At 57.4% G+C, this 11,946-nt stretch carries 8 protein-coding genes; 3 read left to right on the top strand and 5 right to left on the bottom strand.

Going from position 1 to position 11,946, the window contains the following annotated elements; all coding sequences use genetic code 11:
- Window positions 1-48: 48 nt before the first annotated feature.
- Genes ABH944_RS39765 through ABH944_RS39755 form a run of 3 tightly spaced genes read right to left on the bottom strand, consistent with a single transcriptional unit; the run spans window position 49 to window position 3,272 of the window.
- Complete coding sequence (locus ABH944_RS39765) at window positions 49-1,227, bottom strand: CaiB/BaiF CoA transferase family protein (RefSeq protein ID WP_404613815.1); 1,179 nt, start codon at window positions 1,225-1,227, stop codon at window positions 49-51.
- 14 nt (window positions 1,228-1,241) lie between these two features.
- Complete coding sequence (locus tag ABH944_RS39760) at window positions 1,242-2,405, bottom strand: acyl-CoA dehydrogenase family protein (RefSeq protein ID WP_404613817.1); 1,164 nt, start codon at window positions 2,403-2,405, stop codon at window positions 1,242-1,244.
- Window positions 2,406-2,429: 24 nt separating this feature from the next.
- Window positions 2,430-3,272: an HTD2 family dehydratase gene (locus tag ABH944_RS39755; RefSeq protein ID WP_404613819.1), complete on the bottom strand. Its 843-nt coding sequence runs from the start codon at window positions 3,270-3,272 to the stop codon at window positions 2,430-2,432.
- A 920-nt stretch (window positions 3,273-4,192) separates the two neighbouring features.
- Between ABH944_RS39755 and ABH944_RS39750 the strand changes: the two genes are divergently transcribed.
- From ABH944_RS39750 to ABH944_RS39740, 3 genes are all read left to right on the top strand, one after another.
- A complete protein-coding gene (locus ABH944_RS39750; protein WP_404613821.1) occupies window positions 4,193-7,825 on the top strand; it encodes a hydantoinase B/oxoprolinase family protein in 3,633 nt (1,210 codons plus the stop codon).
- A 114-nt stretch (window positions 7,826-7,939) separates the two neighbouring features.
- Window positions 7,940-8,251, top strand: coding sequence for a pyrimidine/purine nucleoside phosphorylase (gene ppnP, locus ABH944_RS39745; protein ID WP_404613884.1), 312 nt, complete (start codon window positions 7,940-7,942; stop codon window positions 8,249-8,251).
- A gap of 127 nt (window positions 8,252-8,378) precedes the next feature.
- Window positions 8,379-9,158 (top strand): SDR family NAD(P)-dependent oxidoreductase, encoded by a 780-nt coding sequence (locus ABH944_RS39740; protein WP_404613823.1) that lies wholly within the window; start codon window positions 8,379-8,381, stop codon window positions 9,156-9,158.
- A gap of 354 nt (window positions 9,159-9,512) precedes the next feature.
- On the opposite strand, the gene ABH944_RS39735 is transcribed toward ABH944_RS39740, so the two are convergent.
- Both ABH944_RS39735 and ABH944_RS39730 read right to left on the bottom strand, forming a co-directional pair.
- The gene (locus ABH944_RS39735; protein WP_404613825.1) at window positions 9,513-10,778 is read right to left on the bottom strand and encodes an NAD(P)/FAD-dependent oxidoreductase; all 1,266 of its coding nucleotides are present in this window, start codon (window positions 10,776-10,778) and stop codon (window positions 9,513-9,515) included.
- Between the two features lie 132 nt (window positions 10,779-10,910).
- Window positions 10,911-11,834 carry a LysR family transcriptional regulator gene (locus ABH944_RS39730; RefSeq protein ID WP_404613827.1) on the bottom strand — a complete coding sequence of 308 codons (924 nt, stop codon included), beginning with the start codon at window positions 11,832-11,834 and terminating at the stop codon, window positions 10,911-10,913.
- Between the last annotated feature and the right edge of the window lie 112 nt (window positions 11,835-11,946).

Genomic DNA, 11,946 nt, shown 5'->3' with positions numbered 1-11,946 from the left:
CAAGAATCTTCCAGTGAAAGCCTTGATCATCAGGTGAACACGGCTCACCTAGATGGTCCCTGTTGTTCGCATGTCTTTGATCGAGGATGCATTGAAGCCCAGTTCGTGCAAGATGGCCTCTGTGTTTCCACCAAGAGCGGGAACTGCATGCATGCGCGGTTCGTCGGCCGCCGTTTGTCCCGGCGGATACAAGGCCGGAACATCGCCGGCAGTTGTTCGTACCGTCGTCCATCGATGCCGCGCCGTCAGTTGTTCGTGGTTCCAGACGTCATGCATATCGTTCATTCGCGCGTTCGCGATGTTTGCCTGCTCGAGTCGCTCGATGACCTGTGCGGCAGTCAGGGCGCCGAACGCTTCGACGATGATTTGCGTCAGCTCTTCACGGTTCCCGACCCGGCGGCTGTTCGAACTGAACCGGGCGTCGGTAGTCAGCTCGGGGTGGCATATCACGGTCTCGCAGAAGTTCTTCCATTCGCGCTCGTTCTGCAGTCCGAGCATGACCGTCTTGCCGTCGGACGCCAGAAAGGGACCATATGGGAAGATCGTTGCATGTGACGCACCGGCCTGACGAGGTGCAGTCTGCCCGTCAATCGAGTAGTACAGCGGATAGCTCATCCACTCAACCATGCTCTCGAGCATCGACACGTCGATATGTTTGCCGTGTCCCGTTTTATCGCGTTCAATCAACGCGGCGAGGATGTTGGTATAGCCGTACATGCCTGCGGCGATGTCCGCGATCGAACATCCGGCCTTTGCAGGTTTGTTTTCCGAGCCGGTAATGCTCAGAAAGCCGGATTCGCTCTGGATCAGCAGGTCGTACGCCTTCTTGTCGCGGAACGGACCGTCGAGGCCATAGCCGGAGATGTCGCAGACAATCAGCCGCGGATACTTCTCGTGAAGCGATGCATAGTCGAGGCCGAGCCGTTGGGTCGCACCGGGAGCGAGGTTCTGCACGAAGACATCGGCATCTGCAAGCAGCTTGTGCACGACGTCGAGCGCTTGCGGTTGCTTGACATCGAGGGTGAGGCTTTCCTTTGATCGGTTCGTCCAGACGAAGTGAGACGCGAGACCCGAGACGCGTTCGTCGTAATTGCGGGCAAAGTCTCCTGTCCCGGGGCGTTCGATCTTGATCACGCGCGCGCCGAGGTCGGCAAGCTGCCGGGTGCAAAAGGGTGCAGCTATGGCGTGTTCGAAAGTGACGACCTTGATACCTTGAAGCGGACGCATGATCAGACCACCATTTAGAAAGAGCGGGGCAGACCGAGGATGTGCTCGGCGACGTATGAAAGGATAAGGTTGGTCGAGATGGGTGCCACCTGGTAGAGGCGCGTCTCGCGGAACTTACGCTCGACGTCGTATTCTGCTGCGAACCCGAAGCCGCCGTGAAACTGAAGGCAGGCGTTGGCTGCTTCCCACGACGCGTCTGCCGCGAGCAGCTTCGCCATGTTTGCCTGTGCGCCGCAGTGCTTGTGCGCGTCGAACATCTCGCAGGCCTTGTAGCGCATCAGGTTGGCGGCCTCGACGTTGACGAACGCGCGCGCGATAGGGAACTGCACGCCCTGGTTCTGGCCGATCGGCCGGCCGAAGACGACGCGGTCCTTCACGTATTGCGATACCTTGTCGATAAACCAGTAGCCGTCACCGATGCATTCCGCAGCGATCAGCGTGCGCTCCGCATTCAGGCCGTCAAGGATGTACTTGAAGCCCATCCCTTCTTCGCCAATGAGGTCTTCGGCTGGAATGTCGAGATTGTCAAAGAAGAGTTCGTTGGTTTCGTGGTTCACCATATTCAAGATCGGCCGAACCGTCATGCCATGTCCAATTGCTTCGCGAAGATCGACGATGAAGATGGACATACCCTCGCTTTTCTTCCTGACGTCGGACAGTGGTGTCGTGCGCGCAAGAAGGATCATGAGGTCCGAGTGCTGGATACGTGAAATCCAGACCTTCTGGCCGTTGATGACATAGCGGTCGCCTTTGCGTTCTGCTGTGGTCTTGATCTTCGTGGTGTCAGTGCCCGTGGTCGGCTCGGTGACGCCCATCGACTGCAGTCGCAACTCGCCCGAGGCGATCCTGGGCAGGTAGCGTTCTTTTTGTTCCGCAGAACCATGACGCAGCAGCGTGCCCATGTTGTACATCTGGCCGTGGCAGGCACCCGAATTGCCGCCAGAACGGTTGATCTCTTCCATGATGACAGAGGCCTCCGTCAAGCCGAGCCCCGAACCGCCATATTCCTGCGGAATCAGCGCCGCGAGCCAGCCCGCTTGCGTGAGTGCATTGACGAAGTCTTCGGGGTAGCCGCGCGCCTCGTCGACCTTGCGGAAGTACTCACCCGCGAACTGTTGACACAGGTCGCGCACTGCTTCGCGGATGTCTTGATGTGAATCGATTGTCGTATTGAACATGGTGAATCACTGTCGAGAGTAGATTTAAGCGAGGGTTGCGCGCGCCGACATGGTCATCCAGCCTTCATGGTCTGCGGTCCAAAGCTCGACCGTCTTGCCATCGGGCGATGGATTGCCGCATAGAAGAAGTGCGTTACCAATGAAACTCGGGCGCATTGCCTTGAACGAGAAGCGCAGGACCTGGGCATCAGGCCGGTGCCGGCGCACAAGATCCATCAGAAGCGTGGCGATGAGTGGCCCATGCACGACGAGGTCGGGATAACCTTCTGCCTGCATGGCGTACGGCTTGTCGTAATGGATGCGGTGCCCGTTAAACGTCAGCGCGGAGTAGCGAAACATCAACACTTCATTCGGCGCGATTTCCCTTCGCCACTGCGCGTTATCGGGTGCAGCGGCCGGCGCCGGCGCTGGCGCGCCCGGAACGGCTGGCGCCCGATAGACGATGTCCTGTTCTTCGTCGACGGCGAGCGCTCCTGCGCAGAAAATTTGACGATTGACCGTGACAAACGCGAGCTTCCCGGTTCTACCCTCCTTTTCGCTGACGCTCAGAATCCTTGACTCGCGGCTGATCTCGCTGCCGATTGTGAGCGGAGCCAAAAAGCGCAGACGGCCACCTGCCCACATGCGCCGGGGAAGTCCAAGATCGGGGAGGAAGCCGCCTTTCCGTGGATGTCCGTCTTCGGCGATCAGGTGCTGGGGAACAGCCGGCCGAAAAAAGATCCAATGCCACAAATGAGGAAGCTCGTCACCGGTTTGCGGGGCGATCGCGCAATCCAGCGTCGCGCTCATGGCGGCCGCAGGCGTCGGACTAAGGATGTCGCTTGCGGTTTCGGTTCGGTCGCTGGCCTCAGCGATCTGATGGTTCATGCATGTCTCCGGCTGATTCGTCTTCGGTACGGAGACTTTATTTGAACGGCGAGGCACGCGGAAATACGAGATTCATGTGGCGGCCAGAGGATGAGCCTATAGCGGGTGCCGTTCCAGGTCCCGTCGGAAAGAGGGATCCATCCGGTCGCCAGCAATCTGCCGTCTACGCGGACGACGAAGCATTCCGGAATGTCATGAACACGTGCGAATCCGTCGCTTTCGGGGCAAACCGCGGTTGTGTATTCTCAACCGTAAGGTAATCGCCGGGAGTCCTTGGAAGTCGCCGGACGAGCGGGTCGGACGGCAGCCGGTGTGACATGCCGCACAAGGTGCGTCCAAGGGTGGAGTGAGCGGAAGGCTTGTAACCGCGAAAGCCGGTCGCCGAAGACAGGGCAAATTAACGGTTCCGCGAATCTGCCCCTTGATGCTGCCATGGGTAGATGCACGACGTGAATTGACAATCATGGAAACCTGTAAAACATCCTTGTTCGCAGGTGAAAAATGGCTTGCCCCTACGCAGGCGAGTCCGCTACGTGTCACCCGATTCGGGCGTACCAGAAACGGTGTGCGTTATGTGTGTGTCGAGGTCATGCGATTGGCTGGCCCGCTGACGATTGCTTTCTTTCACCACGATGAAGGTGACTGGAATGTCTTCCCGCCCGAGAAGACCCGTTGGGCGGAAGTGAGCAGGGTTTAGAGGGAACGACACAGTTTCCATTCTCGCCTCGCTTTCGTTTGACTCCGCTTGTAACTCACCGTCTTCGGGACCTTATTCGTGATTTTCAACTAGCCATTTATAGCGCCCCAGGGATCGGCAAGTTGTCGGGCGCATACCTGGTGCCCGTCAAGACGTGCAGGAAGCGGCCGTCGCGTGGCTCGCATCGTTGGCAAATGTTTATTAACCGTATCAAGGCAGCGACATGCAATCAAACAAATGGCAGTTTTGGGTAGACCGCGGAGGCACGTTTACAGACATTGTCGCGAAGCGCCCGGACGGAGCGCTGGTAACTCACAAATTGCTCTCCGAGAACCCGGAACAGTATCGCGACGCGGCCGTGGCAGGTATCCGGACGTTATTGGGACTTCAGCCGGACCAATTGATTTCTTCCGAGCTGGTCGAGTGCGTCAAGATGGGGACCACGGTCGCCACGAACGCACTTTTGGAGAGAAAGGGAGAGCCGACGGTACTGGTCACGACCGCGGGCTTTCGAGATGCGCTACGAATCGGCTACCAAAACCGCCCCCGGATCTTCGACAGGCATATAGTCTTGCCGGAGCTTCTTTACAGCTTGGTAGTGGAAGCTGATGAGCGGATCGGCGCGGATGGCGAGGTGATCCGTGCCCTGGATTGTGCTGCCCTGCGCCGCGACCTGACGTCTGCGTATGAGACTGGCGTGCGTAGTGCAGCAATCGTTTTCATGCACGGATATCGCTTCTCCGAACACGAAGAAGCAGCCGCAGGTATTGCAAAGGAAACTGGATTCACCCAGGTAAGTACGTCCTTCGAGACGAGTCCCATGATGAAGTTCGTCAGCCGCGGAGATACAACGGTTGTCGACGCTTATCTTTCGCCCATCTTGCGTCGATACGTAGACCAGGTGGCGCAAGAAATGCCCGGTGTCCGGCTTTTCTTCATGCAGTCGTCGGGAGGCCTTACGGATGCCAATTCCTTCCAGGGAAAGGATGCAATCCTGTCGGGCCCGGCCGGCGGCATCGTCGCCATGGCACGTACGGCTCAGTTGGGCGGCGAGTCCAAGGTGATCGGTTTCGACATGGGTGGAACGTCTACGGACGTGTCGCATTTCATCGGCGAATTTGAACGGGAGTTTGAAACCCAAGTCGCCGGGGTTCGCGTCCGCGCACCTATGATGAGCATCCACACCGTCGCCGCCGGCGGAGGGTCGGTGCTGAACTTTGACGGATCGCGCTTTCTGGTCGGTCCGGAAAGTGCTGGCGCCAACCCTGGGCCGGCGAGCTACAAGCGCGGTGGTCCGCTCGCCGTGACTGACGCGAATGTATTGCTTGGTAAAATTCAGCCTCACTATTTTCCCCGTGTGTTCGGACCCGGCGCCAACGAATCGCTTGGCGTCGAAGTCGCGCGGAACAAGTTTGAAGAGCTGGCTCAGCAGACCGGTCGCAGCGCTGAGTGCGTCGCCGAAGGGTTCATCCAGATTGCCGTTCAACAGATGGCAAATGCAATCAAGAAGATCTCCGTCGCACGAGGCTATGACGTAACTGGCTATGCCCTGCAATGCTTCGGTGGCGCTGGCGGGCAGCACGCGTGCCTGGTGGCCGATGCCCTCGGGATAACGCGCGTCTTCGTGCATCCGCTGGCTGGCGTCTTGTCCGCCTACGGCATGGGGCTGGCTGACCAAACCGTCATTCGCGAACAGGCAAGTGAACTGACGCTTCAGGAGTCGTCGCTGCCACATATTGCGGAGCAGCTCGACCAGCTTGGACGCGCAGCATCGGAGGAGCTCGAGAAACAGATGGTCAGCTCCGGAAAGGTTCGAATCGAGTATCGCGTGCATGTTCGATACGAGGGTAGCGATTCTGCACTGATCGTGCCGTTCGGGAAGCTCGATGAAATCGTCGAGAACTTTGAAGTTGCCTATCGCACGCGATACGCGTTCCTCATGCAAGGCAAAGCGATGGTGGTCGAAGCTGTTTCGGTGGAGGCGATCATCAAGGGTGATGCCCCGGAGGAGCCGAGATTCCAGATCCATTCAGGCAAGGAGGCGCCGCGCCGGGAGACGGTGCAACTGTATTCCTCCGGGCGTTGGCACGGGGCGGCACTGGTCGCTCGTGAAGACATGACCCCAGGGGACTTCGTTGTGGGACCTGCGGTGATAGCCGAGAAGAACGCTACGACGGTACTGGAGCCCGGATGGAATGCGAGCCTCACGGAACTCAACCATCTGGTTCTTGAGCGCAGGGAGCCGAAGACGGCTGAGTTTGCAATCGGCACTACGGTCGATCCGGTCATGCTTGAGGTGTTCAATAACCTCTTCATGAACATTGCTGAACAAATGGGCCTGCAGCTTCAAAATACGGCTCACTCCGTGAACATTAAGGAACGGCTGGACTTCTCCTGTGCGCTATTTGACGCTGACGGCAATCTGGTCGCCAATGCACCGCATATGCCGGTTCACCTGGGGTCCATGGGCGAGAGCGTGAAATCGATCATCAATAACAACGTGGGAAATATCTCCCGCGGTGACGTCTTCGTTATCAACGATCCCTATGACGGTGGAACCCACCTGCCGGACGTAACGGTTGTCACACCTGTGTATCTGGACGGTCACGACGCCGACGGCCCGAGTTTCTACGTAGGCAGCCGCGGACATCATGGCGAACTCGGCGGTACAACGCCGGGCTCGATGCCACCGTTCTCGAAGTCGATCGACGAAGAGGGCGTGCGTTTTCGAAGTGATTTCAAGCTCGTGGAGCGCTCGAGATTTCGCGAAGCAGAAGTACTGGAGGTCCTGACAAGTGGTGCCTGGCCGAGTCGGAACCCGACGCAGAACATCTCCGACCTCAACGCGCAGATCGCGGCGAACGAGAAGGGCGTGCACGAACTGCAGAGCATGGTCGATCAATATGGCCTTGATGTCGTTCACGCCTATATGCGACATGTCCAGGATAACGCAGAAGAATCGGTTCGCCGGGTGATTTCCCGCATGCGAAACGGTTCATTCTGTTTGCCACTGGATAATGGATCGCAGATCAAGGTGGAAATCAGTGTAAATACCGCAGAGCGCTCGGCCGTGATTGACTTCACAGGAACGTCGGAGCAGCAAGAGAACAACTTCAATGCGCCAAGGGCCATTTGCATGGCCGCGGTGCTGTACGTGTTCAGGACGTTGGTGGACGATAACATCCCGCTTAACGCAGGATGTCTCATACCGCTGAAAGTTGTCATTCCGCCTGGTTCCATGCTGAATCCAAAGGAACCGGCATCTGTGGTTGCGGGGAACGTCGAGACATCGACGTGCATCACGAACGCGCTCTACGGCGCGCTGGGCGTGATGGCGGGTAGTCAATACACAATGAACAACGTCACCTTCGGAAATTTGCAAGTTCAGTATTACGAAACGATCAGCGGTGGTACAGGAGCCGGACGGACTGATATCTTTGACGAATCAGGCCGCGAAGGGTTCGATGGTACCTCTGCTGTTCAGGCCCACATGACCAACTCACGACTTACGGACCCTGAAGTTCTGGAATTCCGATATCCCGTCCGGCTTGATAGCTTTACGATTCGATCGTCTTCGGGCGGAGCTGGAAGGTGGAACGGCGGCGATGGCAGCGTCAGGCGTGTCCGCTTCCTTGAACCGATGACCGCCAGCATCTTGTCCAATGGGCGGAAGCACGGGGCATTTGGCCTGAAGGGAGGCCAGGCAGGCGCGGTCGGTGTCAACCGGATCATCCGGAACGACGGCACGATCGAGATATTGGATCACATCGGCGAGGTCAAAATGGCAGTTGGCGACGTGTTTGAGATCTCTACGCCGGGCGGCGGAGGGTATGGCAGACCGGAAGCCACCGTCTAAGAGTTGGCGCGGCAGCGGACTACCGGCATGTCTGCGCAAGCATGCCTCGGGAACCGGTGAGGCAGGGTGTTTCCGAGGTTGAAAATGTATATGGACCCACTAGCGGATCAAATGATGCTTCAGTTCAATGGCGTATCCGTCCTGAAAAAGGCAAACATCTATTTCGATGGGAAATGTATTAGCCGCCTCGTTCTTTTCCAGGATGGCAGCCGTGCAACGCTTGGCGTGTTATTTCCATCGAAACTTAACTTCGACACGAAGCGAAGAGAGACGATGGAGATAGTTGCCGGATCGTGTCGCGTTCGGATGTCCGGCAGCGACGAATGGTCGACATACGAGGCCGGAGAGCGATTCGTGGTTCCCGAAAATTCCAGCTTCGAGATCGAAGTTCAGGAGCCGACGGAATATGTGTGTCATTACCATTGAGAACCGTTCGACTTGTACGACATCAGCCACCTATGTACGTGTGCGGTTCGGCGTTGGTAACTCGTCGAGCGTGAGTGAGTTGGGTCGTATTTATTGAGAATGGATACACAATCAATCAGGAGTATGTATGAAAAAACATGAAGATAAGGTTGTAATTGTAACGGGCGCTGCTCAAGGTCTTGGTTTTGCGTGCGTGGAGCGATTCCTGTCGGACGGCTCGAAGGTCTTCATGGTTGATCTTCAGAAAGACAAGCTGGATGAGCTTGTTGAGCGATTGGGAGACCGGGTATCGGCGTACGCTTGCGATTTGTCGGAAATTTCAAGCGCACTGGCGGCAGATATTGTTGCGAAGGCTGTTGCGGTGTTTGGGCGGGTGGACGTCCTGGTAAATAACGCGGGCATTATGGCAACTGCTGATTTCGTTGATTTTCCGGAGGACGTTTTCGACCGGACGCAACGGATCAACGTCAAGGCAGCCTTCCTAATTGGTCAGGCAGTTGCGCGGCAAATGATCAAGCAGGGACAGGGTGGTGCGATCGTCAACATGTCGTCGGTGAACGCAAACCTGGCCATTCCAACTGCGGTGGCATACGCGGTTTCCAAGGGGGCGATGAAGCAACTCACGGCAGTGATGGGTGTCTCGCTGATCCCCCACGGGATCCGCGTGAACGCTGTCGGCCCCGGCACCATCTTGACGGAGCTTGTCACGAAGTCAGTCATGGGGAATGATCAGGCCCGGCGCAATCTTCTTGCGCGAACGCCTATCGGGCGATGCGGGGAGCCGGCGGAGGTCGCAAGCGTGGTTTCATTCCTGGCGAGTGACGACGCGTCGTACATGGTTGGACAAACAATCTACCCTGACGGCGGCCGTATGATCGTCAACTATACCGTTCCGGTGATCGATTAAAGGGTAGGGGAGGACCTCAGTCTGTCCTCCTGATCCCGGCATCGGATTTGGTCTGGAGCGAGGCGTCCTGATTGTCACCTGCGCTCGACAGGAAACACATCGTGAGAGCGACGGCCTCGCCATGCTCACCTGCACTCGTGTGCAGATTTCGGTTGGACAGTTCCAGCATCGAACATTGTTTCCACAGTCGCCGGGTTAAAGCCAATGCGGCACCTGCGGACACGAGCGCCACCCGATCGCGCTCGCCGGGTAGTCAGCCCGCTCCTTAAGGAGCGGGGTCATAGCTGACTTGAACCCGTACCAATCGATTTAGCGCTGCCGTATCCACGTCCGCGAGAAAACAAGGAGAGGTCATCAAAAAAGATGCGCCAGCACAGATCCGGCTTCGTAGTAGCCGGAACGTACTCCACGGAACAAAGGCCTTTCCGGATCCGTGGCCGCAAGGGGCATATCCTGCTTCGGATCAAGGATCCGATTGGCCATTATTCTACCGAACACTGTCCCCGTGCCGATTCCGCGCCCGTTGTAACCATGGAACGAGATAACCTGGCGGTCAAGCTCATGATAACGGGGAAGGCTATTAGTCGTTGCAGCGATTGTTCCAAACCACTCGGCCTCGAATTTCACATCTCGCAACATTGGAAACATTCGCCCGAGGGATCGTCTTGCGTAGGCGCGGTGCACCGCGGAGCCAATATTTCGCAGTGCACCGACGCTGCCGAAGATCAGGCGCCCCGCAGCGTCTGCTCGCAGGGAGGTAACGACGGACCTGGTGCAGATAAGCCCCTCTCGATTTGTCAGAATATGCCGCCTGATTTCATCCGGCAACGGTGATGTGGCAAACTGAAAATAGTACAGCGGAATGATTTCCCGCTTGAGTGAAGATAATAAGGAGTCTGAATAAGCGTTGGTAGAGGCAACAACCCAGTCCGCAAGTATTGTCCCCGTCTCCGTGCGGATCTTCCAGCAATTAAACTCTCGTTTGATGTCCAACACGGCACTTTCGGAAAATAGACTCGCACCTTTGCTGATCGCAGCGCGCGCGAGGCCACGCACGTAGGAGAGCGGTTGAATCGTGCCCGCGCGTTCATCGAGGAGCGCTCCGGTGAATTGCGTGCTGCCTGTGCGATTTGCGGTTTCCGCCGCGTCCAGAAGACGGACAGGTGCGCCGCGTCGCTTCCATTGTTCTTCGCGTTGCTGAATCTCGTGCAGACCAGACCGTCCGACTGCGCATTGAAGCGTGCCATTCCGGACTGCTTCGCAGTCGATACCGTGACGCGAGATCAGATCGAACACGAGACTCGGTGCCTCTCCTAAAACACTCAGGAGTCGCTCACCGGCTTCCTCGCCGAGCTCGGCACAGACAACTTCCGGCTGGACCCACATCCCGGGGTTAACCAGTCCGGCGTTCCTTCCCGATCCCCCGTATCCGAATTGTTGAGCTTCGAGAACGACGACCTTGGCTCCCTTTTCGGCAAGATGGAGGGCTGCGGACAAACCCGTAATCCCGCCCCCGATTACTGCCACGTCCACTTGCAAGTGAGCTTGCAGGCGGGCGGTTAAAGGGGCACTTATTGCTGTCTTCTCCCAAAGACCATGAGTCTCGTTCGTCAATGACATAGTTGCGATAGCTCCATGAGATGCATTGGGACACGATACAGATGGCCAATGAATACTCAAAGAGACGAATTTGTACTATGTCATGTAAATCAGGAATGCTGGTGGCGTGTATTACTGACGATGCGGAAGAGTCTAGCCCCCGGAGCGCTTGCGTGACCGTATGGGGTATGGATCGGGGCATGGTTCGATTAACACGGTTGGTTTGAATTGCGCTTCCCGTGCCAACCAGTCGCGAAAAAGGATCAACTCCGGATTGTCGCGCCTGCTTTGCGGCCAAAGGAGATGGTAGGAGTTGTCCGACGGCGTTACTTTATCGAACAGAGGGACCAGTTCGCCTCTCGTTATTTCCTGCTGATACAGGACGGCCGGCAACAACGCTACGCCAAGTCCGGCTTTTGCGGCAGATGCCATCGTCTCGAACTGGTCGAATAGTGGACCCGTTACCGAGTCGTAGTACACGCCGTTCGAGAGGAACCACCTTTCCCATGCGTCGGGCCTCGACCGCAGGATCAGCAGCGGCGCCGTCAGCAGATCTTCGGGAGATGGGAAGGGGTGAGTTTCCGCGAAGCCTGCGCTAGCGAGGGCGAAAACTGACTCCCCCATCAACGGAATTGATTCAGCCCCCATCCACAACGGCTGGCCGAAGTGAATCGCGGCATCAAACGGCTCTGCATCAAATTCAATCGGCGTGGTACGCGTCGAAAAGTTGATGATGAGATCGGGGTTCGCAGAACAGAACGAGGGTAACCGGGGGATCAACCACCGTTCGGCGAAACCGGGGACGACTGCGAGATCCAGGGACGCGGTCCGTGGGCTGGCTCTAATAGCCATTGACGCGTCCCCGATGTGCTTCAGGGCGTGTCTGATGTCGCGCGCGTACTTGACGCCCGCAGCGGTGAGAATCACCGTCTGACGCTCCCGTACGAACAGATCGGCCCCGAGTCGCTCTTCGAGGGTCCGAATTTGCCGACTGACGGCGCTTTGTGTCAGGTTAAGCTCAATGGCAGCCTGAGTGAAGCTTCCTGTGCGGGCGGCTGCCTCGAAGGCTGCGAGCATCGCAGTGGGCGGTAAAAACCGCCGGGGAATAGCCATAAGTCCCTCGCCGGGTTTGTCACTATCTGGATGAGAATATCGCTTAAGCGCGGGCCGAGGGCAAGGAGGGCTTGCC

This window comes from Caballeronia udeis (assembly GCF_044909315.1).
Classification (GTDB): Bacteria; Pseudomonadota; Gammaproteobacteria; order Burkholderiales; family Burkholderiaceae; genus Caballeronia; species Caballeronia udeis_A.
The sequence above is the reverse complement of the archived record's forward strand: the minus strand, read 5'-3'. Positions and strand labels throughout refer to the sequence as shown.